The 21551-nt window shown below is 65.5% G+C and carries 24 protein-coding genes; 18 read left to right on the top strand and 6 right to left on the bottom strand.

The features are described 5' to 3' along the window. The first annotated feature begins 148 nt into the window (after positions 1-148). From SX1_RS11435 to SX1_RS11410, 6 genes are all read left to right on the top strand, one after another. A complete protein-coding gene (locus SX1_RS11435; RefSeq protein WP_017183840.1) occupies positions 149-880 on the top strand; it encodes a sterol desaturase family protein in 732 nt (243 codons plus the stop codon). Further along, the gene (locus SX1_RS11430; RefSeq protein WP_019053091.1) at positions 877-1314 is read left to right on the top strand and encodes a DUF2141 domain-containing protein; all 438 of its coding nucleotides are present in this window, start codon (positions 877-879) and stop codon (positions 1312-1314) included. Before SX1_RS11435 ends, SX1_RS11430 begins: the two co-directional genes overlap by 4 nt. Positions 1315-1386: 72 nt before the next feature. Further along, positions 1387-2229 (top strand): MipA/OmpV family protein, encoded by an 843-nt coding sequence (locus tag SX1_RS11425; RefSeq protein ID WP_019053090.1) that lies wholly within the window; start codon positions 1387-1389, stop codon positions 2227-2229. Positions 2230-2447: 218 nt separating this feature from the next. Beyond that, the gene (locus SX1_RS11420) at positions 2448-3359 is read left to right on the top strand and encodes a tetratricopeptide repeat protein (RefSeq protein ID WP_026149688.1); all 912 of its coding nucleotides are present in this window, start codon (positions 2448-2450) and stop codon (positions 3357-3359) included. Positions 3360-3370: 11 nt separating this feature from the next. Further along, the gene (locus SX1_RS11415; protein ID WP_019053088.1) at positions 3371-3985 is read left to right on the top strand and encodes an LON peptidase substrate-binding domain-containing protein; all 615 of its coding nucleotides are present in this window, start codon (positions 3371-3373) and stop codon (positions 3983-3985) included. Between the two features lie 20 nt (positions 3986-4005). Next, complete coding sequence (locus SX1_RS11410; protein ID WP_019053087.1) at positions 4006-4194, top strand: Trm112 family protein; 189 nt, start codon at positions 4006-4008, stop codon at positions 4192-4194. Here the strand turns inward: SX1_RS11410 and SX1_RS11405 are convergent. The 3 genes from SX1_RS11405 to SX1_RS11395 all read right to left on the bottom strand — a co-directional run bounded on the left by SX1_RS11405 (position 4187) and on the right by SX1_RS11395 (position 8074). Next, positions 4187-4609, bottom strand: a complete 423-nt coding sequence (locus SX1_RS11405; RefSeq protein ID WP_019053086.1) for a RidA family protein — start codon at positions 4607-4609, stop codon at positions 4187-4189. The genes SX1_RS11410 and SX1_RS11405 overlap by 8 nt on opposite strands. 79 nt (positions 4610-4688) lie before the next feature. Beyond that, positions 4689-7301 (bottom strand): TonB-dependent receptor plug domain-containing protein, encoded by a 2613-nt coding sequence (locus tag SX1_RS11400; protein ID WP_019053085.1) that lies wholly within the window; start codon positions 7299-7301, stop codon positions 4689-4691. Positions 7302-7492: 191 nt separating this feature from the next. Beyond that, on the bottom strand, positions 7493-8074 hold the full coding sequence (locus tag SX1_RS11395) for a TlpA family protein disulfide reductase (protein WP_026149687.1): 582 nt from the start codon (positions 8072-8074) through the stop codon (positions 7493-7495). A 58-nt stretch (positions 8075-8132) separates the two neighbouring features. Between SX1_RS11395 and argH the strand changes: the two genes are divergently transcribed. The 4 genes from argH to SX1_RS11375 are packed head-to-tail and all read left to right on the top strand — an operon-like array spanning position 8133 to position 11799. Continuing rightward, complete coding sequence (gene argH / locus SX1_RS11390) at positions 8133-9503, top strand: argininosuccinate lyase (protein WP_026149686.1); 1371 nt, start codon at positions 8133-8135, stop codon at positions 9501-9503. Beyond that, positions 9500-9757 (top strand): hypothetical protein, encoded by a 258-nt coding sequence (locus SX1_RS11385; RefSeq protein WP_019053082.1) that lies wholly within the window; start codon positions 9500-9502, stop codon positions 9755-9757. The genes argH and SX1_RS11385 overlap by 4 nt, the downstream gene beginning before the upstream one ends. An 18-nt stretch (positions 9758-9775) precedes the next feature. Continuing rightward, positions 9776-11041, top strand: a complete 1266-nt coding sequence (gene lysA / locus SX1_RS11380; RefSeq protein ID WP_026149685.1) for a diaminopimelate decarboxylase — start codon at positions 9776-9778, stop codon at positions 11039-11041. Further along, positions 11041-11799, top strand: a complete 759-nt coding sequence (locus tag SX1_RS11375) for a precorrin-2 dehydrogenase/sirohydrochlorin ferrochelatase family protein (RefSeq protein ID WP_019053080.1) — start codon at positions 11041-11043, stop codon at positions 11797-11799. Before lysA ends, SX1_RS11375 begins: the two co-directional genes overlap by 1 nt. Positions 11800-11803: 4 nt before the next feature. On the opposite strand, the gene SX1_RS11370 is transcribed toward SX1_RS11375, so the two are convergent. Continuing rightward, positions 11804-12427 carry a response regulator transcription factor gene (locus tag SX1_RS11370; RefSeq protein ID WP_017183853.1) on the bottom strand — a complete coding sequence of 208 codons (624 nt, stop codon included), beginning with the start codon at positions 12425-12427 and terminating at the stop codon, positions 11804-11806. A gap of 149 nt (positions 12428-12576) precedes the next feature. Between SX1_RS11370 and SX1_RS24510 the strand changes: the two genes are divergently transcribed. The 4 genes from SX1_RS24510 (at position 12577) to SX1_RS11350 (ending at position 15088) form a co-directional block, all read left to right on the top strand. After that, a complete protein-coding gene (locus tag SX1_RS24510) occupies positions 12577-12717 on the top strand; it encodes a hypothetical protein (protein ID WP_017183854.1) in 141 nt (46 codons plus the stop codon). After that, positions 12714-13538: a hypothetical protein gene (locus SX1_RS11360; RefSeq protein WP_255209744.1), complete on the top strand. Its 825-nt coding sequence runs from the start codon at positions 12714-12716 to the stop codon at positions 13536-13538. The genes SX1_RS24510 and SX1_RS11360 overlap by 4 nt, the downstream gene beginning before the upstream one ends. Then, on the top strand, positions 13526-14425 hold the full coding sequence (locus SX1_RS11355; protein ID WP_019053077.1) for a hypothetical protein: 900 nt from the start codon (positions 13526-13528) through the stop codon (positions 14423-14425). The genes SX1_RS11360 and SX1_RS11355 overlap by 13 nt, the downstream gene beginning before the upstream one ends. 66 nt (positions 14426-14491) lie before the next feature. Next, entirely contained in the window at positions 14492-15088 is a 597-nt protein-coding gene (locus tag SX1_RS11350) for a winged helix-turn-helix domain-containing protein (protein ID WP_255209743.1), read from the top strand. Here the strand turns inward: SX1_RS11350 and SX1_RS11345 are convergent. Continuing rightward, positions 15043-15714 (bottom strand): TetR/AcrR family transcriptional regulator, encoded by a 672-nt coding sequence (locus SX1_RS11345; protein ID WP_019053075.1) that lies wholly within the window; start codon positions 15712-15714, stop codon positions 15043-15045. The two genes, SX1_RS11350 and SX1_RS11345, sit on opposite strands and share 46 nt — an antisense overlap. Positions 15715-15803: 89 nt before the next feature. On the opposite strand from SX1_RS11345, the gene SX1_RS11340 reads away from it, so the two are divergent. Genes SX1_RS11340 through SX1_RS11330 form a run of 3 tightly spaced genes read left to right on the top strand, consistent with a single transcriptional unit; the run spans position 15804 to position 20024 of the window. Continuing rightward, complete coding sequence (locus tag SX1_RS11340; protein WP_026149684.1) at positions 15804-17318, top strand: efflux transporter outer membrane subunit; 1515 nt, start codon at positions 15804-15806, stop codon at positions 17316-17318. Beyond that, on the top strand, positions 17311-18480 hold the full coding sequence (locus SX1_RS11335; protein WP_026149683.1) for an EmrA/EmrK family multidrug efflux transporter periplasmic adaptor subunit: 1170 nt from the start codon (positions 17311-17313) through the stop codon (positions 18478-18480). The genes SX1_RS11340 and SX1_RS11335 overlap by 8 nt, the downstream gene beginning before the upstream one ends. Positions 18481-18491: 11 nt before the next feature. Next, a complete protein-coding gene (locus SX1_RS11330; protein ID WP_019053072.1) occupies positions 18492-20024 on the top strand; it encodes a DHA2 family efflux MFS transporter permease subunit in 1533 nt (510 codons plus the stop codon). A gap of 6 nt (positions 20025-20030) precedes the next feature. Here the strand turns inward: SX1_RS11330 and mobA are convergent, their stop codons facing one another. Then, on the bottom strand, positions 20031-20552 hold the full coding sequence (gene mobA / locus SX1_RS11325) for a molybdenum cofactor guanylyltransferase (RefSeq protein ID WP_019053071.1): 522 nt from the start codon (positions 20550-20552) through the stop codon (positions 20031-20033). Positions 20553-20597: 45 nt separating this feature from the next. Here mobA and SX1_RS11320 point away from each other — a divergent pair, with 45 nt between their 5' ends. Beyond that, entirely contained in the window at positions 20598-21500 is a 903-nt protein-coding gene (locus SX1_RS11320) for a LysR family transcriptional regulator (RefSeq protein WP_026149682.1), read from the top strand. Positions 21501-21551 lie beyond the last annotated feature (51 nt).

Raw genomic sequence — 21551 nt, 5'->3', positions numbered from 1 at the left:
TCGCCGTCTCGATAGGGTAACACCCCTCCGTCAGCACGTCGTGCTGCCACCTCCCCTGCAAGGGGAGGATGTCACAGTGGTGCGAAGAAAAAGGCGGGATTGCAGCTTTCGTTGGGATGCCGGGATTTGTTTGGGCTATAGGCGCTGGATGGTCGCAGCTATTTTCTGGTCCGCTTTGGCGATGAGCGCCATTGTCGGCGTTCGCTATCTGCTGGCGAGCGGCGGTTTTGCGCTGGCGACGCGAGTGCGGCAGCCGGGCCTGTATCGCGGGCTGGAGCGGCAGATGCGTCGGGAGATCGGCTGGTCGCTGCTGTCCGCGCTGATTTACGGCATCCCCGCCGGGATCGTCGCATGGGGATGGCAGGCGCGCGGATGGACGCGCATCTATACCGATGTCGCAGCCTTCCCGATCTGGTACCTCCCCGTGTCGGTACTGCTTTACCTGGCCGCACATGACACATGGTTTTACTGGACGCATCGCTGGATGCACCGGCCCAAGCCCTTTCGCATCGCCCATGCGGTGCATCATGCCAGCCGCCCGCCAACGGCCTGGGCGGCGATGAGCTTTCACCCCTGGGAAGCGCTGACCGGGGCGGTGGTGATACCGGCGCTGGTGTTCATCATCCCGATCCATGTCGGCGCGCTGGCGGCGGTGCTGACGATCATGACGATCATGGGGGTCAGCAATCATATGGGGTGGGAGATGTTTCCGCGCTGGATGGTGCGCGGGCCGCTGGGCGGCTGGCTGATCACCGCCACCCATCATCAGCGGCACCATGACCTCTATGCCTGCAATTACGGCCTCTATTTCCGGGTCTGGGACCGATTGTGCGGCACGGATCGGGGGCTGGGCGATTTTACGGCAAAGGCGCGCGCGTGAAGGGGCGGGTCGGTGGGTTGACGTTGCTGGTTCCGCTGCTGCTGGGCGCGGCGCCGCTGGGGCAGCCGCAGCCGCTCATCATGGCGCTGGAGGGGCTGCGATCGACCAAAGGACAGATATTGGTGTGCGTGACGCGGGTGCCGCGTTATTTCCCAGATTGCAGCGATGATCCCGACAAGCGGCATTTTGCGGTAGCGGCCAGGGGCGGGGCGGTGACGATCGGCAATGTGACGCCGGGCGATTACGCCATCGCGATCGTCCATGACGAAAATGGCAATGGCAAGCTGGATACATTCGCTGGCATCCCGCGCGAGGGGGTCGGCTTTTCCCGCAATCCGGTGCTGCGCTTTGGCGCGCCCAGTTTCCGAGCGGCCAGTTTTGCGGTCGCAGGCGCGCCGGTGGAACAGGACATCCGGGTCAAATATTTCCTGTAGGCATATCCGGCGGAACCTGTAACCGGCGTGAAACATTGTGTGGCCGACCGCCATTGGCTGAACAGGGGCCTTATGAACCAGCTTACCCGCATCCTCCTCCTCACCCTTCCTTTCATGGCCGCCGCGCCCGCGCTGGCGCAGGAGGCGGAGGATCACAGCAGCCTGACCATCGGCGTGGGCGTCGCTTCCGTCCCCAGCTATGAAGGGTCCGACGATTCCCGATTGATCGTTGGCCCGCAATTGCGCGGCAAGGTGAAGGATCATGCCTTCTTCACCCGTGGCCCCATGCTGTTTTTCGATGCCATTCCCAACCGGGATGACAGCGGCATCGACTTTCAGGCGGGACCGGCCGTGGGCGTCCGGCTGGACCGGACCAGCCGCAAGCAGATCAAGGACAGCGCGGTCGAAGCGCTGGGCAAGCGCGATACCGCAGTGGAGGTCGGCGGCTATGTCGGCATCGGCAAGACCGGGATCATCACCAGCGCCTATGACAATCTGAGCGCGCGGGTCGCGGTGACCAAGGATGTCGCGGGCGCGCATGAAAGCTATATCGTCACCCCCGCGATCGAATATTTCACGCCGCTGTCGATCCGCAGCTTTGCGGGCATCGGCCTGTCGGCCGATTATGTCGGCAAGAAGTTTGGCCGCTATTATTTCGACGTCGATCCAGCGGGCGCGCTGGCAAGCGGCCTGCCGGTCTATACGCGCGGCGGCAGCGGTTCCGGGTTCCGGCGCGTCAACGCCAATCTGACGGGGGGCTATTCCCTGTCCGGCGACATCCGCAAGGGATGGGTGATCGTGGGCGCGGTTGGCTATTCGCGGATGCTGGGCCGCTATGCCGATTCGCCCGTGGTGGCGATTGCCGGGTCGAAGAACCAGTTTCTCGCCGCGCTCGGGGTTGGCTACACTTTCTGAGAAGTTTTTTGAAAAATGCGCGGTAGAGCGCATTTTTGCTGCCGCACCGGCCCGCTCCCCCACCCGGCCACCCATAGAATACTGGCGTTGGGCGTCCGGGCAGAGGAGCGGGCGAGTTTGTTGCAGCGCGCGTATGTCCTGCCTTGCGGGGAGGGTGACGCTACCCATATTGCGGGCTATGGAGGCGGCGACGTACCGCAGTGGCAGGAGATGAAAGCGTGGCGACCCTGGGAATGAGCGAGGCCGACAAGCTGGCCGTGGAGGCGTTTCGCCGCGACGTGGTGGAGCCTTCGCGCACGCAGTTGGTGATCGTGGATTTCTGGGCCGAATGGTGCGGTCCGTGCAAGCAGCTGACGCCGATCATCGAGAAGGTATGCGCCGACTATGCGGCCAAGGGCGTCAAGCTGGTCAAGGTGAACGTCGACGAAAATGGCTTTATCGCCAGCCAGTTCCGGGTCCAGTCGATCCCGACCGTCTATGCCGTGTTCCAGGGCCAGCCGGTCGCCGACCTGTCCCAGGCGCGGACCGAAGGGCAGCTCAAACAATATCTCGACCAGTTGCTGGGCCAGTTGCCGATCGAATCGGAGGAAAAGGCGCAGGAACTGGAAATCGCGCCGTTGATCGCAATGGCCGAGGAAACGCTGGCCGCGGGCGATGCCGAGCGCGCCCTGTCGATCTTTGCCCAGATTGCCGACATGGTGCCCGGCCATGCTGATGTGGCGTCGGGCCAGGCGCGGGCGCTGGTGGCGATGGGGCAGCTGGACGAGGCGGACGCGGTGCTGGACGCGCTGCCCGCCGATGCGGCCAAGGATCAGGCGGTGGATCGCGCGCGCGCGGCGATTGCCCTGGCGCGTGACGCCAAGCCGGTGGCTGACCTGTCGGGGCTGGAGGCGAAGGTCGCAGCCGACCCGGACGATCATGAGGCACGGTTCGAGCTGGCGGGCGGGCTGATGGCCAATGGCGACCGGGATGGCGCGGCAGAGGCGCTGCTGGAGATTGTCCGGCGCGACCGGGCGTGGAATGACAGCGCGGCGCGGACGCAATTGCTGACCCTGTTCGAGGCGGTCGGGCTGGAAGATCCCTGGGTATCGGCGCAGCGTCGCAAGCTGTCGCAGATATTGTTCGCCTGACGGCCCGGCCGGTGCCTCTTGCCCGCGTCTCGATATTCCCGCTGTCCGGCGCGCTGCTGCTGCCCGGCATGGATTTGCCGCTGCATATTTTCGAGCCGCGATACCGCGCGCTGATCCAGGACACGATGGCGCGGGACCGGCGGATCGGCATGATCCAGCCGCGTGGCGACGGGCCGGTGCCGCAGCTGTTCGACATGGGTTGCCTGGGCCATGTCAGCCATATCGAGGCGCTGGACGATGGGCGGTTCAACATCATCCTGACCGGGCTGGCGCGGTTCAAGGTAGTGCGCGAATTGCCGGTAACGACGCAGTTCCGCCAGATCGAGGCCGATGTGATGCAGGCGCCGCAGGAGGATGAGGTGCTGCATGCGGTAGAACGGGCGGCGCTGGAGCAGGAATCGCGCCGTTTTGCCGATGCGCTGGGCTATGTCGTCGACTGGACGGCGGTGTCGCGGCTCGATGATATGGCGCTGGTCAATGGCATCGCCCAGATCGCGCCATTCGACGCGGCGGCCAAGCAGACGCTGCTGGAAGCGGACACGCTGGGCGAACGGTCGGAACGGATCATCCAGCTAATGCAGATTTTCGGCCGGATCGAGCGCGATGGCGGCGCGACGATGCAATGACCGGGGCAATGACCGGAGCAATGAGCGGAGCAGGTGCTGGCGCGCCGGTCGACCCGTGGCTGATGGCCAAGCTGGTCTGCCCGGTGACGCGCACGCCGCTGCGTTGGGACGATGCGCGCGGGGTGCTGGTCTCCGACGCGGCGGGGCTGGCCTATCCGGTGCGCGATGGCGTGCCGGTGCTGCTGCTGCGCGAAGCCAGCCCTATTTGAACGCGGCGATACATTCTACTTCCAGCGGCGCGCCCAGCGCCAGGCCATCGGCGCCAAAGGCGCTGCGCGCGGGCAGGCGCTTGCCCTTGAAATAGGGGAGATAGGCCGCGTTGAAGCGGGGCCAGTCCGCCATGTCATCTAGCATCACCGTGCATTTGACGACTTGGCCAAAGTCGAGGCCGTTGTCGGCCAATATCCTGCCGATCGAATCCATTGCCGCTTTGACGGCGGCGTCAAACCCCTCCCCGTGTGGGTCCATGCCCGGCGGCACCTGCCCGATCTGGCCGGACAGATAGAGCGTGTCGCCGACGCGGACGGCAGGAGAAAAGGGCAGAGCCGCGGGCATCGCCTGCTGCGCCATGGCTGGTGCTGCGATGGTCAGGCCGAGCGCGGCGAGGAGGGCGAATGGCTGCATGGACGGACCCCTGTCGGACGGAAAAGGGCCGGTGCGTTTCCGAACCGGCCCTTCCTTTATGACATGATTTAACGGTCGATCAGAATTTGAAGTCGATGCGGGCGTAATAATAGCCGCCCGACGTGCCATAGGCGCCGTGGTTATAGGGGCTGTTATAGGAACCGGAGCCGTTGATGTAGGGCGACACGCCGGGATTGACGACCACCCCGGTGCCGGTCACCAGCTTGGGCACTTCGGGAATCTTGTCGAACAGATTGTTCGCACCGATCGAGAAGGTGACATTGTCGGTGAAATCATAGCCGACTTCCAGGTCGGTGATGATTGCCCGTTTCACCACGCCGTTGAAATAGAGCTGGTTCGCATTGACGCCGTTGATCAGCGCGCCGTCGGCGATCAGGAAGCCGCCATCGGGGATCACGCCGCTGCCAACGCCCGGACGGACCAGCACGCTCTGCTTGGCATAGAGGGTTTCGCGCAGGTTGACGGTCAGCTTGTCAGCCTTCAGCAGGGCGCCGAAGCCGACCTTATATTTGGGCGTCGTATCTTCGATATTGCTTTCCGACGCGGCGTTGAACAGCGGATAGCCGACCTTGTTCTTGGTGATCTTGGTCTTGTTGTAATTGCCGTTCAGCGACAGGTTGAGCGTGCCGAAACCAAGCGCGACCGGATAGCTGGCGGAGAAGTCGATGCCCTTGGTCTCCGTGTTGATGCCGTTGGTGAAGCTTTGCACGCCAACGGTCTGGAGCGCGGTATCGAGAACGATGCCGGCGGCCGCCAGCGCGTCGAAGATCGCTGCTGCGCCGGGCTGGATCACGCCGCCCTGGACGGCGTTGCGCGATGCGGTAGCGGCGATGCGGTCCTTGATCTTGATAAGATAGGCATCGACGGTGATCGCCAGCCGGGGCACGGGGCGCAGAACGATGCCCGCCGAGAAGTTCTTCGATTTTTCCGGGCCAAGCGAGTCGAAGCCGAGCAGGGCGGCAGCGGGCGTGCCAGCGGGAAGCTGGGCGACGGCGCTGGTTGGCCCCACGTTGATGGTCGAATATTTCTGTTCGGCCAGTGTCGGTGCGCGGAAGCCGGTGCTGGCCGTGGCGCGGACCGCAAAGGCATCGGACAGATCATAGCGGGTCGTGATCTTGCCGATCAGCGTATCGCCGAAATCGGTATAATCTTCGTAACGGCCCGCCAGATCGACGCTCCAGCCTTCGACCGGGTTGGCGATGAAGTTCAGGTAGCCCGCGCGCGAACTGCGCTTGAAACGCCCGGCGTCGGTCGACTTGTAGCCGGGGAAGGACTGAACCCCCGTCTTGTAGGTCGAATAGAAATCGCCCTGGACGATCTCATAGGTGTCCTTGCGATATTCGCCGCCGAACGCGAAGGTCAGCGGAGTGGCCATGCCTATGTCGAATTCCTTGCGGATGTCGGCGGTCACTGTGGTCTGGCTGAGGCGGAAGCCGCCGTCATAGGCCTTGTCAGGCGTGTTGGGGACGCCGACGCCCAATAGCGACGCGGCATAGCTTTCCTGCCACACTTCGCGATGGGCGGACTTCTCGGTCCAGATGTCGTTCTTCTGATTGCCGTAGGTGGTGCTCAGGTCATAGTTCCAGCCTGCCGTTTCGCCGCGCGCGCCGACAGTGAAGCTATATTCATCCTCGATCACATGCTGGAGCGGGACCATGCCCACAGTGCCGGTATTGCTGTAGCAGATATTGGGATTGTAGGCTGCGGGCGTGACGCCGCCACCCAGATTGCCGGATTCGTAGCAGATGCGCTTGGGATGGCGGTAGCCCTGCTTGGCCCAGCCTTCGCGGCGGGCGAGGCTGCCGAAGCTATAGACTTCCACGCCGCCGAAATCATAACCGGCATTGTAGAAGAGCAGGTTGAGTTCGGTCTTGGGCTGGCCGCCATTGATCCCGGCCAGCGCATCGCCGGTAAGGTTCGACCATTGGGCAGGGGCATTGGGCTGAAGCGTGCCATCCAGCTTCGTCACCTGCACCTGGCCTTCGCCGAGCGTGGTATAGTCCTGGCGGCGATGGAACAGGGACAGGTTGATATAGCCGTCCTCGCCAAGCCGGACGCCATAATTGCCGGAAACGGAGAAAAGTTCGCCTTCGCTGTCATAATGCTGACCGCCGGTCAGCTTGATCGAGCCGCCCTCTGGATCATCCTTCAGAATGAAGTTGATGACGCCTGCAATGGCGTCCGTGCCATACACGGCGGCGGCGCCTTCCTGCAGCACTTCGACGCGTTCGACCGAGTCTGGCGGAATAAGATCAATGCTGGGCGCGGCCGAGCCGGAGAAGGCGCCGAGCACCTGAAGGATGCCATTGCCGTGGCGGCGCTTGCCGTTGACCAGCACCAGCGTGTGGTTGGGGCTGAGACCGCGCAGACGGGCCGACAGCGAGAAGCTGGAAAGGTCGGTGCCCTGCGTCTGGGCCGTGAAGCTTGGTACGATCTGGGTCAGCACCTGGTTGAGGTTCGGCTGGCCGACATGGGCGATGGCGTCCTGGCTGAGCACCTGGATCGGTGCGGCGCTGTCTGCGGCCTGCATGCCGACGGCGCGGGTGCCGGTGACGATGATCGCTGCGCCTTCGTCAACCTGTGGTTCCTGTGGCGCGTCTTGCGCGATGGCGCAGGCGGACCAGGACGATGCGAGGATCAGTGAGAGTTTAAGCGCCGATAACCGTGTCATTCATGTCCCCTGTTCAGCTTTATCGATGACAGGGGGAATGACGAAGGGGTGGCGCCGATCCTCTATTGCGCTGCACAAAAATTACAGATTTGTGGATTGTTTCTGCTTCGTTTCTATGTCGGAAACGAGGCGTTATTTGGCAGGCGCAGCCGCGTAAGCCGATTTTGCGGCTGCGCCAAAGAGCCGTGTGGTCAGGACGCCATGGCGGCCTCTATCAGCGCCTTGGCTTCCGCCCCTTCCCAATCCATCGCGCCGATCACGCGGACCATTTCCTTGCCCTTTGCGTCATAAAGGACGGTCGTGGGGAGCAGTACGGTGGCATAGTCGAAGCCGAAATGATTGTCCGGATCAGCCCAGCCCTTGAGATGGGGCAGGGGATGCTTGGCGAAGAAGGGCTTGACCGCCTTTGCCCCCTGCGTGTCCTGCGAAATGGTGAGGACGGCCAGCCCCTTTGGGCCATAGCTTTGCGCGATCCGGTCGAGCGTTGGCATTTCCGCAACGCAGGGGGTGCACCAGGTCGCCCACAGATTGACCAGCATCGGGCGTCCGGCGAAATCCTGCAAGGTAGCATCGCCCCCGTCGGGATTCTGGAAGGCGAAGGTGGGAGCGGGGGTGCCCGCCTTGCTGCGGTCCAGCCGATAGCTGAACTCGCCGTCTCCCTGCGAGGCATTGCCTGACGCGGGAACCTCACCGCTCATGCTTGCATTGGCTTGCCCAGCGGGCGGCGATTGCCTATCGCAGGCCGCCAATCCGGCAGTCAGGAGCAGTATCATCAGCGCGCGTGAAGCAGATCGGGACAATGGGGGTTCCAAGGGAGAAGGCTCCAACAGCATGTGGGGTGGCCGGTTCGCGGCCGGCCCCGCTTCGATCATGCGCGAGATAAATGCCTCCATCCCATTCGACAAGCGATTGTGGAAGCAGGACATCGCAGGATCGAAGGCGCATGTCGCAATGCTGGCCAAGCAGGGCATCGTCGATGGCGAGGATGCGCAGGCGATTACCGAGGGGCTGAACCGGATCGCGGCGGAATATGAAGCCGATGGCGTGCCGGTGGATCTGGACCTTGAGGACATCCACATGGTCACCGAGTCGCGGCTGGCGCAGCTGATCGGCCCGACCGCCGGGCGGCTGCACACCGCGCGCAGCCGCAACGATCAGGTAGCGACCGATTTCCGCCTGTGGGTGCGCGATGCGATCGACGAGGTGCAGGCGGGGCTGATCGGCCTGCAACGCGCGCTGCTGGCGCGGGCAGACGAGAATGCCGATGCGGTGATGCCGGGCTTTACCCATTTGCAGTCGGCCCAGCCGGTAACGCTGGGCCATCATCTGATGGCCTATTATGAGATGGTGCGCCGCGACCGCAGCCGCTTTGCCGATGCGCGGGCGCGGGCGGACGAATGCCCGCTGGGCGCGGCGGCGCTGGCCGGTACCGGCTTTCCGATCGACCGGCACGCGACGGCGGCGGCCCTGGGCTTTGCCAAGCCGACCGACAACAGCCTGGACAGCGTGAGCGACCGCGACTTCGCGCTCGATTATTTGATGGCGGCAACGCAGGCATCGCTGCACCTGTCGCGGCTGGCCGAGGAGTTCATCATCTGGGCCAGCCAGCCCTTCGGCTTCGTCAAGCTGCCCGACGCCTATTCGACCGGCAGTTCGATCATGCCGCAAAAGCGCAATCCCGACGCCGCCGAACTGGTGCGCGGCCATGCCGGGCGGATCATGGGCTGCATGAACGCGCTGTGCGTGACGATGAAGGGGCTGCCGCTCGCCTATTCGAAGGACATGCAGGACGACAAGCCGCCCGTGTTCGAGGCGCACGACCTGCTGGCCCTGTCGATCGCGGCGATGACCGGGATGATCGAAACGGTGACGTTCCGCACCGACCGGATGCGCGGCCTGGCCGAAAGCGGCTTTGCCACCGCGACGGATCTGGCCGACTGGCTGGTGCGCGAAGGGGGTATTCCTTTCCGCGAGGCGCACCATATCACCGGACGTGCCGTGGCGGCGGCGGAAGCGGCGGGCGTGCCGCTCGACCAGCTGCCGATCGCCACGTTGCAGGGCATCGACGCGCGGATCGACGATCGCGTCTATGCGGTGCTGACGGTCGATGCGTCGGTCGCCAGCCGGATGAGCCATGGCGGCACGGCGCCCATGCAGGTGCGGGCGCGGATCGCGCAGGCGCGGGAGGAATTGGGATCATGACGATTCGGACGATCGCGGGACTGGCCTTTACCGCGCTGGCGCTGGTTTCCTGCGGCGGGCGACAACCGTTGAAGCCCGTTGCGGGCCAGGAGCTGCCAGCGGTGCCGGTGGGCGCGGCGACTTCGCCGACCGCCGCGCAGTTGATGACGCCATCGACCCAGGCGCGGCCGCAACGCAATGTGGAATTGCTGACCCAGTCGCAAAAGCGACAGGCGGACGAATTTGACCTGCCGCCCGAAAAGCAGCCCCAATAAGAGACTGAGGACCGGAATTTGGACCATTTCGACTATGTGGACGGCGCCATGCAGGTGGAGCAGGTGCCGATGGCGGCGATCGCCGATGCGGTCGGCACGCCGGTCTATGTCTATTCGACCGCGACCCTGACGCGCCATGTCGGCGTGTTCCGCGACGCGCTGGGCAGCCTCGACAATCCGCTGATCGCCTTTGCGGTCAAGGCGAACCCCAATGCGGCCGTGCTGGCGACGCTGGCGAAACTGGGCCTGGGCGCGGACGTGGTGTCGGGCGGGGAATTGCTGCGGGCGATCGCGGCGGGCATTCCGGCCGACCGCATCGTCTTTTCGGGCGTTGGCAAGACGGCTGAGGAAATGCGGCTGGCGCTGACCCACGGTATTTTCCAGTTCAATCTGGAAAGCGAACCGGAAGCGGAAATGTTGTCCGAAGTCGCGCTGTCGATGGGCAAGCGCGCGCCGGTGGCCTATCGGATCAACCCGGACGTCGATGCGGGCACCCATGCCAAGATTTCGACCGGCAAGTCGGAAAACAAGTTCGGCATCCCCTATGCCAGGGCGCTGGAAAGCTATGCCGCCGCGCGCGATCTGCCGGGGCTGGATGTGCAGGGCGTTGCCGTCCATATCGGCAGCCAGTTGACCGACCTCGCCCCGCTGGAGGCGGCCTTTACCAAGGTTGGCGCGCTGATCGCGGCGCTGCGCGATGCCGGCCATGACATTCGCACCGCCGATCTGGGTGGCGGCCTGGGCGTCCCCTATGACCCCGCCCTGCCGGAGCCGCCCAGCCCGGCGGCCTATGGCGACATGGTGTGCCGGGTAACGCAGGATTGGCCGGTGCGGTTGATGTTCGAACCGGGCCGGGTGATCGTAGGCAATGCGGGAGCCTTGCTGTCGCGGGTTGTGCGGGTGAAACAGGGCGCGAAGGCGCCTTTCGTCATCGTCGACGCGGCGATGAACGACCTGTTGCGGCCCAGCCTGTATGACGCATGGCATGATATTCGCGCGGTGACCCCGGCGGGGCAGCGCGCCGCCGCCAATGTGGTGGGGCCGGTGTGCGAGACCGGCGATACTTTCGCCATGGGCCGCGACATGGACGTGGTGGCCGCGGGCGATCTGGTCGCGTTCATGACCGCGGGCGCTTATGGCGCGACGATGGCGGGCACCTATAACAGCCGCCCGCTGGCCCCCGAAGTGCTGGTATCGGGCGACAAATGGGCGGTGGTGCGTGCGCGCCCGCCGATCGAGGCGCTGATCGCTGGCGATAGCATTCCGGACTGGCTGGCCGACTGATGCACAGCCTGCCCGTCTTTTTGCGCCTGACGGGCAGGCCGGTGATCCTGACCGGGGCGGGCGAGGCGGCCGACGCCAAGCGCCGCCTGCTGGAGCGGGCGGGCGCACAAATCGTGGGCGAGGAGGACAGCGCTGCGCGGATCGCCATCGTGTCGGATGGCGACGCGGCGACGGCGGAGCGGCTGCGGGCGCGCGGCGTGCTGGTCAATGCGACCGACAATCCAGACCTGTGCGATTTCACCCTGCCCGCGATCGTCGACCGCGATCCGGTGCTGATCGCGATCGGCACGGGCGGGGCGTCGGCGGGGCTGGCCAAGGCGCTGCGGCAGAGGCTGGAGGCGATGCTGCCCGCGCGGTTGGGCAAATTGGCGGATGGCTTGCTGGCCGCGCGCGGGGCGATCAAGGCGCGCTGGGCCGATGCCGGCGCGCGGCGGCGGGGCATAGACGCGGGCCTTGCGCCGGGCGGGATGATCGATCCGCTACGGGCCGACGCGGCGGATGCACTTGGCGCGTGGCTGGCGGCGGAGGGGCAGGCGGTGGCAGCGCGGCTGGTATCCATCCGTCTATCGTCGGACGATCCGGATGAACTGACGCTGCGCGCCGCGCGGTTGCTAGGGGAAGCGGACAGGATCTACCATCCCCCGTCAGTCCCTGCCTTGATCCTCGACCGGGCGCGGGCCGATGCGGCGCGGATCGTGGCGGACGGGCCGCCTGCCGAGCCGGGTGAAGGCTTGTCGCTGTGGGTGACCTTGGACTGAAGGGTCAGCCCTGTTGCGCGCTCAGTCGCTCGACTTCGTCATGCAGCGCCTGGATGGATGATACGAGGCGGGCGCGGTCGGCCTGAAGTTCGCGCAGGGTTTCGCGCGTTTCGCCCAGTTCGACGGCGCGCCGCGCGATGCGGGCGTCTAGTTCGGCATTGTGACGGGTGAGCGTGCCGAGCGTTTCGGCACGCAGGCACAGATGACGCAGCCGCGCGTCGAGCACGTCGAAATCAAAGGGTTTGACGACATGGTCGTCGGCCCCGGCCTCCAGCGCCTCCACCGTCGACTGGCTGTCGAGCCGCCCGGTCAGCATGACGAAGCAGGCGGAGGCGGAAAGGTTCGCGGCGCGGATTTTCTTCATCGTCGCGATCGCGGGCAACATGGTCAGCCCCATGTCGATCAGGATGATGTCGGCCGGGCGCGTGACGAGCAGGTTGACCGCGACAAAGCCATTTTCCGCCAGCGCCACGTCATAGTTCAGGTGCGACAGGCGGCGGGCGACGACGGCGCGCGCGGTAGGATTTTCGTCGATCAGCAATATGCGAAGGCGGCGTTGCGGTCGGGCAGTCTCGCTCATGTCCTGATCGTCGGGCCGACGGCTGCGAACGCGTTTGAAGATCGGCATGGCTCCACCCTTTTGCTACAATCCCCATGATAGGATGGCCGCACAAAGAATTGGTTAATGAGCGGTAGCCACGATTAATTACATTTAATTGGTCCCCCCTTCCCGCGCGCCATAGCGTCGCCCCTGCGACCCGCAGAAGGAGGATGCCGATGCCACAGACCGTGCCTCAACTGGCGATTGACGATATTGCCGACCTGCCCGGCGAGGTCAGCCTGTTCGGATTGCAGGATGGCGACGTGCTGGACATCAGCCTGATGGATATTGTGATTGCGATCATCGACCAGCCGTGACGCCAGCAGCGTTGGGGGCGGCGCTGGGGCGGGCAGTGGCCGAGGCGCAGGATGCGCCGCCTGGCCGTGCGCTGGCGCTGATCCGGCCGTTCCTGCATGACATAGGCTGGTTCACCGATCTGTTGGCGCAGGGCTGCGCGGCGCTGGCCGACGATCCGCTGCATTTGCCGGGCTTTCGCGCGAGCCGCAACGGTGCGGCCCGGCATCTGGTGCTGGCGCGGACGGAGCGGATATGGCTGTCGGCGACGGTGATCGACCCGGTGCCGCAAACAGGATCGCGGGTGCATTTTTCCGGTCGTCACATGCTGTGCCGCCCGCTCAATCGCGCGCTGCGGGCCGAGGGGTTTCGGCTGGAGGCGGACCGGGCCGTGCCGACCGGGCAGCGGCATTGCGCCATGGGCGAGATATTGGAAGTGGACGAGCGGCGCGAAACGCTGCGCATTCTGCCGGACGGAGCGCCGCTGATGCTGTTGCGCGCGCAGGTCGCGCCGCAAGGGTCGGTCCGTTCGCGCATATGCGATTTTGCGACCGGGGCGCTGGTGGCGCAGGCGGAGGCGGATGAGGGCCATGCCCGTGCGCTGATGCTGCTGTCGCTGTTGCGAGCGCAGGGGCGGGCCGACGCGGCGGCGCAATTTGGCGAGGCGCTAGATACGCCGCTTGCCGCGCAACGCTGGGCGGTGATGCGCGAATATCTGGCGCTGGATACGGCGAGCGCCCTGCCTGCCTTGCGCGCCATGGCGCAGCGGGAAAGCGACGTTGCGGTACGGGCGCTGGCCGCGCGGACGCTGACGCAGATCGGGAACATGGCGTGCCCCGCCTGATCGATCCAGCGCCAGACGAGCGGATGATCGACCTGGATGCCCTGATCGACTGGTGCGAAAGTCCGGCCTTCGATCCCGCCGACGAGGACGGGTTGGCGGCTGCCGCGCCCATGCTGCGGGCGCTGGCGCGCAACCGGCATTTCCTGGCCGATTTTGCGATCGCGGAACTCAAGACGCGGTGCGCGGGGCAGCGGCAGGCCAATCCCTATTCGGCGCAGGTCATGCTGCTGCGCCCGCCCAGGGGCAAATATGTGCTGCGCGCCGCCTTCTGGCCCGCCCAGCGCGACCATGTGATGCGGATGAGCGGCCCGGCCCCCTTCCTGTACCATGTGCCGCACGATCATGGCTTTGATTTCCTGACCATCGGCTATCTGGGGCCGGGCTATGGGTCGGACTATTATGTCTATGACGGCGATGTCGCGGGCGCGGCGGGGGAGGCGGTGGCGCTGCGCTTTGTCGAGCGCAGCCATTTGTCGCAGGGGCGGATGCTGCTCTATCGCGCCAATCGCGACATTCATGCGCAATTGCCGCCGGACTCCCTCTCTGTCTCGCTCAACATATTGGCGAGCGCGCCCGATCAGGGCTGGCGACGGCAATATCGGTTCGATACCGCCAGCAGCACGATCGCCGAATGCATGACCGTGGCCAGCGCGCAATTGCTGCTGGAACTGGCGGTCGGATGCGGCACGGACAATGCGATCGACCTGGCGCAGGATTTTGCGGCCCGCCACCCGGTCGACGCGATGCGGCGGACCGCCTGGGACGCGATCGGCGCCGCGATGAACGGCGCGGCCCGGATCGACCATTGGGAATCGGGCGCGCGGGGGAGCAGCCCGCTGATCCGGCATGCGAGCGAGGCTGCGCTCCGAATGGTCCGAAATGGATAGGGATTGGCTTGTTTTCGGACTGCGTCGGCGGTCGGATGCGGCTGGTCAGCAATGGGTGGATGACAGGTGGGCAGGCGGGTCGATTGTCACGGATTGGGCAGTGATTTCGCCCCGCTGGCACGGGCGCTGAGCGCGCGCGGGTTCGACCTGGCGATGTTGGGGCCGGGCAGCGAGCCGCCGCGCGTCAGCATCAGCGACGCGACGATATTGTGGCAGGGCGTGGACGATCCCGCCGCGCGCGCCCGCGCGCTGGAGAGCGGCGTGCAGGATGTGGTTGGCCCCTGGATGCATGAAGACGAAGCGGTGGCGCGGATCATCCGGCTTGCCCGCGATGAGCAGCCCCGGCTGCGCGTGGGCGACCTGCTTATCCATCTGGTCGACCGGCAGGTGGAGCGGGCGGGCCGGGCCATCCCGTTGCTGGCCCGCGAATATGCGCTGCTGCTCCATCTGGCACGACGGCCGGGGGAGGCGATCAGCCGGGAGGCGCTGTTGCGGGCGATATGGGGGCTGGAGTTCGACCCCGGCACCAACAGCGTGGAAGTGCATATGTCGCGTCTGCGCGCCAAGATCGACCGGGACTTTGACTGGCCGTTGCTGCGGACGATCAAGGGGAAAGGCTATGCGCTCTGCCCGGTGGTGGCGACCGTGCTTTCAGGGGCATAGGCGCGCATGAACAGGTTGACCGCCAGGGCGACATCCGCCTGCAAGGCTTCCGGTCGTGGCTCGCGCATCTGCCCCATCAGCAATTGCTGATGACTGCCCCCCATGGTCATGGCCATCAGCATGCGTGCGGCGTCGGTTGGATCGGCCCGTCTTATCTGGCCGCGATTCATCGCGCCTTCCAGAAAGTCGGCGAGGAGCGCGCGGGTATGGCGGGGGGCAAGCTCGAAGAAAATCCGGCTGAGTTCGGGAAATCGCCCACCTTCCGAATAAATGAGGCGGTGCAGGGCGATGGCTTGGGGGGAGCAGACCTTGTCGAGCAGACTGCGGCAGGCGCGCAGCAGCGTCGGTTCCAGCAGGCCGCAGGGATCAAGGATTTGCGAGAGTTGCATTCGATAGGCCGTCACGACCCGATCGACGACGGCGGAAAATAACTCTTCCTTCGACGGAAAATGATTCCAGAGCGTCCCCTTCGACCCGCCCAGATCCGCCGCGATGCCCGACATCGTCGTTCCGGCATAGCCATGTTCCAGGAAATAGCGCTCCGCAACCGTCAGGATACAGTCCCGCCGGTCCAGCCTGCGCGCTTCCCTTCGCGTGGGAGGAGGAGATTTGGCCACAGCTGTCATTAAACCGTACCATAGAGTATGGCAATTTTGTTGACAAGGCCTGGCAACAGCGGCAATGGCGGTTTTCATACTGGATGGTACGGTTTGTCATGTCGGTGAGTCGCCTGTTTTCCCCCGAACGCATCATGATTTCGACGGCGGCCCTGTCGCTGCTGGCAGCATGTGCGGCCGTGCCCGATCTTGGCCCCGCCCCGGCGATTCGCACGGCGCAGAGCGTGGCGGCGCAGGACAGCCTGCACGCGCCTGACGCCGCCTGGCCGGGCGAAGACTGGTGGACCGCCTATGGCGACCCGCAACTGACCGCGCTGATCGAGGAAGGGCTGGCCAACGCGCCCGACATGGCGATCGCCGCCGCCCGATTCGCGCAGGCGCAGGGCATGGCGCAACAGGCGGGCGCCACATTGCTGCCGTCGGCGGATCTGGACGCCAGGGCCGGGACGACCAAGCAAAGCTATAATATGGGGCAACCCAAGGAGTTCATTCCGCAGGGCTGGCTCGGTACGGGTCAGGTGGCACTCAATCTGGGCTTTGACCTGGACCTTTGGGGTCGGAACAAGGCCGCGCTGGCAGCGGCGACGTCACAGGCCCGCGCGGCGCAACTGGACGCGCAACAGGCGCGGCTGGCGCTGACCACGGGCATCGCCGACGCCTATGCCGATCTGGCGCGGCTGTATGACGAAGCCGAACTGCAACAGCGCACGCTGGACATTCGGACCGCCAGCCAGAAGCTGGTTGCCGATCGCCGCCAGAACGGGCTGGAAACGCGCGGCAACGTGCGCCAGTCGGACGCGACGGTTGCAGCGGCGCGCGCGCAACTGGCTGGGGCGCGCGTGGCGATTGCGCTGCGCCAGCATCAGATTGCGGCGCTGGTCGGGGCGGGGCCGGATCGCGGGCTGTCGATCACCCGTCCGCCCAAGGGTCGGTTGATGCCGGTCGGGCTGCCCGCGGACGTCACCACCAATCTGGTCGCCCGCCGCCCGGACATCGCCGCCGCGCTCGCCCGCACGGAAGCGGCAGCCAAGCAGGTCAAGGTCGCACGCGCCGATTTCTATCCGGCCGTGCGCCTGAGCGCGCTGATCGGGGTCCAGGCGCTGGGCTATGACACGATGTTTACCGGCACCGGCGTCAATGGATCGGCCAAGCCCTTCTATAACAGGCTGTTCGAGAAGGATTCGCTGTTCGGCAATGCCGGTCCGGCGATCAGCCTGCCGATTTTCCATGGCGGCGCGTTGCAGGGCCAGTATCGCGGCGCGCGCGCCGGTTATGATGAAGCGGTAGCCAATTATGACAAGACGGTGCTGGCCGCCTATCGCGACGTTGCCGATGCGCTGACCAGCCGCCGCACGCTCGACGATCGGCTGGTGGATGCGCGCGCGGCGCTGGTGGCGTTGCAGGACGCCTATGGCGTGGCGCGCAAACGCTATGATGGTGGCCTGTCCACCTATCTCGACGTGCTGAATGTCGAGGATCAGCTGATTGCCGCGCGCCGGTCCGTTTCTGCGTTGGAAGCCAGCGCCTTTTCGCTCGATATTGCCCTGATCCGTGCGCTGGGCGGCGGTTTTGCCGACAGCGCTACACTGCCCAAGGATGCTGCGCATGGCTGATGCCACCCCTGAATTTTCCACCTCAGAGGCTTCGGATGCCACTGCGCCGGATGACACGAAAAAGGCGGATCGTGCCGCTGTGCGTAAGCTGTGGCTGACCCGTCTTGCGCTGGCAGTCGTGGTGCTGGGCCTGTTGTGGGCGGCCTGGTATCTGCTGATCGGGCGTAATCATGTCAGCACCGACAATGCCTATGTGAATGCCGAAATGGCGCAGGTGACGCCGCTGATTTCCGCGCAGGTGACGCAGGTGCTGGTCAGCGACACCCAGGCGGTGAAGCGCGGCGACGTGCTGGTGCGGCTGGACCCGACCAATGCGCGCATCGCCCTTGCGCAGGCGCAGGCCGATCTGGCCGAAGCGCGGCGCCGCTTCCGCCAGAGCAGCGCGACCAGCAGCGCGCTGGCGGCGCAGGTCGACGCGCGCGGCGCGGACATCGTGCAGGCGCGCGCGCAGCTGGCGACAGCGCAGGCCAATGTCGAAAAGGCGCGGATCGACCTGCAGCGGCGCGAGGCGCTGGTGGGCGACGGTGCGGTGTCGGGCGACGAAGTGACCAGCGCGCGCACCGCCTATGCCGCCGCGCGCGCTGCGCTGGAACTGGCGCAGGCGGGCGTCAACACCGCGCAGGCGACGCGCAGTGCGGCGAGCGGGCAGCTGGCCGCCAATGACGCGCTGGTCAGCGGGTCGAGCGTCGATACCGATCCGGGCGTCATGGTCGCGCAGGCCAAGCTGGATGCGGCGAAGCTGGACCTGGACCGCACGGTCATCCGCGCGCCGATCGACGGCGTCATCACCAAGCGGCAGGTGCAGGTAGGACAGCGCGTCGCGCAGGGCAGCCCGATCATGACGATCGTGCCGCTGGCGCAGGTCTATGTCGACGCGAACTTCAAGGAACGGCAGTTGCGCCAGGTGAAGGTCGGCATGCCCGCCACGGTCGTTGCCGACATTTACGGCGGCGACGTCGTCTATCATGGCAAGGTCGTGGGCTTTTCCGGTGGCACCGGATCGTCGCTTTCCCTGATCCCGGCGCAAAATGCGACCGGCAACTGGATCAAGGTGGTCCAGCGCCTGCCGGTCCGTATTGCGCTCGACCCCAAGGAACTGGCGGCCCACCCGTTGCGTGTCGGCCTTTCCACGGAGGTCGATATCGACCTTTCCGGTCACTGAAAGGCCGGGTCGTGAGCGGCGAGGCAAATATTTTTTCCCGGCTGACGCCGCGACAGCGCACATTGGCGGGGCTGGTGCTGGCGCTCAGCAATTTCATGGTCGTGCTGGACCTGACCATCGCCAATGTTTCCGTGCCGCATATTTCGGGCAATCTGGGCATCACGCCCGATCAGGGGACGTGGATCATCACATCCTACGCGGTCGCCGAAGCGATTTGCGTGCCGCTGACAGGCTGGCTGGCGCAGCGCTTTGGCGTCGTCAAGATGTTCATCAGCGCGATGATCGGCTTTGGCCTGTTTTCGGTGCTGTGCGGCCTGTCGATGTCACTCAGCATGATCGTGGTCTGCCGCATTGGCCAGGGGCTGTGCGGTGGCCCGATCATGCCCATGTCGCAAACGCTGATGCTGCGCGTCTTTCCGCCCGAACGGCGCGCGCGCGCGATGGGGCTATGGGCGATGACGACGCTGCTGGGTCCGGCGATGGGGCCGATTATCGGCGGCTATATCAGCGACAATTGGAGCTGGCACTGGATCTTCTTCATCAACCTGCCGATCGCCATTCTGTGCGTATTTGCGGCGATGGCGCTGCTGCGTCCGGTCGAAACGGAAACGGCGCGGGTGCCGATCGACAAGATCGGGCTGGCGTTGCTGGTTTTCTGGATCGGCTGTCTTCAGGTCATGCTGGACCTTGGCCGGGACCATGACTGGTTTGCCGATCCGCTGATCTTGAGCCTGGCGATTCTGTCGCTGATCGGCTTTCTGGTCTTTATCATCTGGGAATTGACGGAAGAGCATCCGGTCGTCGATCTGCGCGTGTTCCGCCATGTCGGCTTCACCACCGGGGTATTGTCGCTGGCATTGTGCTTTGGCGCCTATTTCTCCGGTATCGTCATCATCCCGCAATGGCTTCAGTCCGCCAGGGGCTATACCGCGACATGGGCGGGCATCGTCACCGCCTTCACGGCCATGGCCGCATTGATGAGCGCGCCGGTCGCCGCCAGGATCATGGGCCGGGGGGTCGATCCGCGCTTCATGATTTCGGGGGCCGTGTTGTGGCTGGGCCTGATGACGCTGTGGCGCGCGCACTGGACCAGTAGCGTCGATTTCTGGATGATGGCTGCGCCGCAGTTCATTCAGGGGTTTGCCATGCCCTTCTTCATGATTCCGCTGACCACGCTGACATTGGGGTCGGTGCGGCCCGAAGAGACGGCTTCCGCTGCCGGGCTTCAGAATTTCCTGCGCACCATGGCGCTGGCGATTGCGACGTCGTTGGTGCTGACCGGCTGGGGCAATGGCCAGCGCGTGTCGCGCAGTGAACTGGCGGGTACCCTCCAGCCCGCCGATACGCAGGCGGCCCTGGCAAATATCGGCATGTCGACCGACCAGGCGCGGCAGGTGATTTCGAACATCGTTGATCAGGAAGCGACGGCCATTTCGGTGGATCACATATTCTTCATATCGGCCCTGATCCTGTTCTTCGCGTCGGCGATGGTCTGGCTGGCGCCCCGTCCCCGCCCCAATGTGGACACGTCCGCCGCGCACTGACCCCGTTTACAGCGCCGCCAGATCCTCCGGCCGGTTGATATTGGGCAGTGCCAGCCCCGGCACCGTCACCACACGGGCGCCGACGCGGTCGAGCCAGCCGTAGATGGAGCGATTATTCGCCTCCGCCAGATGCGCGTCCAATGCGTTGGCGAGCGATGCCGGCCACCAGCCAAGCAGTTGCTGGCCCTCCAGTATCGCGGCCTGTTCACCGATCAGCAGGGCGGGCAGGTCCGCAGGATAGACCGGCATGTCGCACCCTGTCGTCAATATGCCTGCAAACCCATGGGCCTGCGCGTGATGCAGGGCTGCGTTGAGGCCGCCGAGTGGTCCCATGCCGGGCGCGGGCCGATCCGCCAGACCGCCTGCGCGACCGCAAATCACCACTTGTTCGACATGGGGGGCCAGCCCCGCGATCGCATGGTCCAGCAAGGTTCGCCCATCCGGCAGCATCGCCAGCGCCTTGTCGCTGCCAAAGCGGCTGGAGCGCCCCCCTGCCAGCACCGCCCCCAATATCCGCCGTTCCGCCATGATGCTTCCTTGATAGCGCCGCTCTATCAGCCCTATAGCAAAGAGATGCAGACCCGCCTTGTCGAATATTTCCTGGCGCTGGAGCGCGAAGGCCATTTCGGCCGGGCGGCGGCGCTATGCCATGTGTCGCAACCCACGCTGTCCGCCGGGATCGCGACGCTGGAGACGCAATTGGGCAAGCGGCTGATCCGGCGCGACCGTAAATATGCCGGGCTGACGCCGGAGGGCGAGGCGATATTGCCATGGGCGCGGCAGTTGGTGGCGGCCGCCGAAGCGCTGGGGCAGGCGGCGGAAACTGCGCGCGGGCCGTTGAAGGGCGAGCTGCGGCTGGGCGCGATCCCCGCCGCCATGCCCGCGATCGGTTGTCTGGCAACCGCGATGCTGGACCGGCATCCGGGGCTGAACATTTCAGTCCGTGCGCTGACGTCGCGCCAGATCGAGCGCGAACTGGCCGCGTTCGAGCTGGATGCGGGCATCACCTATCTGGATTTCGAGCCGCCCGCCCATGCCCTGTCAGTGCCGCTTTATGCCGAACGGGCGATGCTGGTGAGCGCGGCGCATGGCGTGCCGATCCCGGCAGTCCTCGACTGGGCGGACCTGGCCAGCCTGCCGCTCTGCCTGTTGCATCAGGGGATGCAGAACCGGCGGATACTGGACGCGCGGCTGGCCGAGCGCGGGCTGGCGCTGCGGCCCCTGGTGACCGCCGACTCCTATGTCGCGCTGCTGGGGCTGGTGCAGCAGGGGCGGCTCTGTTCGATCATTCCCGACAGCCATGCCGCCTTGCTGGACGGGCTGCGCTGGGCGCGCACCGCGGCGCTGCCGGACATGGGGGAGGGCAGCCGGGTGGGCGTGATCGTGTCGGACAGCGCGCCGATGGGGCCATTGGCGCAGGCGGTGCTGGCGGTGGCGCGCGGGTTGCGCCTGCCGCCCGGCTTTGGCTCCATTTGATAGATAAACTCTATCAAGCATCGCTGGCTTCGATTTGACCGGCGCGCCTTC

This window comes from Sphingobium xenophagum NBRC 107872, from assembly GCF_000367345.1.
Lineage (GTDB): Bacteria > Pseudomonadota > Alphaproteobacteria > Sphingomonadales > Sphingomonadaceae > Sphingobium > Sphingobium xenophagum.
Note: the sequence above shows the minus strand (reverse complement) of the source record. Positions and strands in the feature narration are given on the sequence as shown.

Coding starts and splice junctions, on each gene's coding strand:
- SX1_RS11435 (WP_017183840.1), top strand. CDS start 149: ATGGTCGCAGCTATTTTCTGGTCCGCTTTGGCGATGAGCGCCATTGTC.
- SX1_RS11425 (WP_019053090.1), top strand. CDS start 1,387: ATGAACCAGCTTACCCGCATCCTCCTCCTCACCCTTCCTTTCATGGCC.
- SX1_RS11410 (WP_019053087.1), top strand. CDS start 4,006: ATGAGCGGAGCAGGTGCTGGCGCGCCGGTCGACCCGTGGCTGATGGCC.
- SX1_RS11405 (WP_019053086.1), bottom strand. CDS start 4,609: ATGCAGCCATTCGCCCTCCTCGCCGCGCTCGGCCTGACCATCGCAGCA.
- SX1_RS11400 (WP_019053085.1), bottom strand. CDS start 7,301: ATGACACGGTTATCGGCGCTTAAACTCTCACTGATCCTCGCATCGTCC.
- SX1_RS11395 (WP_026149687.1), bottom strand. CDS start 8,074: ATGATACTGCTCCTGACTGCCGGATTGGCGGCCTGCGATAGGCAATCG.
- argH (WP_026149686.1), top strand. CDS start 8,133: ATGTGGGGTGGCCGGTTCGCGGCCGGCCCCGCTTCGATCATGCGCGAG.
- SX1_RS11385 (WP_019053082.1), top strand. CDS start 9,500: ATGACGATTCGGACGATCGCGGGACTGGCCTTTACCGCGCTGGCGCTG.
- SX1_RS11375 (WP_019053080.1), top strand. CDS start 11,041: ATGCACAGCCTGCCCGTCTTTTTGCGCCTGACGGGCAGGCCGGTGATC.
- SX1_RS11370 (WP_017183853.1), bottom strand. CDS start 12,427: ATGCCGATCTTCAAACGCGTTCGCAGCCGTCGGCCCGACGATCAGGAC.
- SX1_RS24510 (WP_017183854.1), top strand. CDS start 12,577: ATGCCACAGACCGTGCCTCAACTGGCGATTGACGATATTGCCGACCTG.
- SX1_RS11345 (WP_019053075.1), bottom strand. CDS start 15,714: ATGACAGCTGTGGCCAAATCTCCTCCTCCCACGCGAAGGGAAGCGCGC.
- SX1_RS11340 (WP_026149684.1), top strand. CDS start 15,804: ATGTCGGTGAGTCGCCTGTTTTCCCCCGAACGCATCATGATTTCGACG.
- SX1_RS11335 (WP_026149683.1), top strand. CDS start 17,311: ATGGCTGATGCCACCCCTGAATTTTCCACCTCAGAGGCTTCGGATGCC.
- mobA (WP_019053071.1), bottom strand. CDS start 20,552: ATGGCGGAACGGCGGATATTGGGGGCGGTGCTGGCAGGGGGGCGCTCC.
- SX1_RS11320 (WP_026149682.1), top strand. CDS start 20,598: ATGCAGACCCGCCTTGTCGAATATTTCCTGGCGCTGGAGCGCGAAGGC.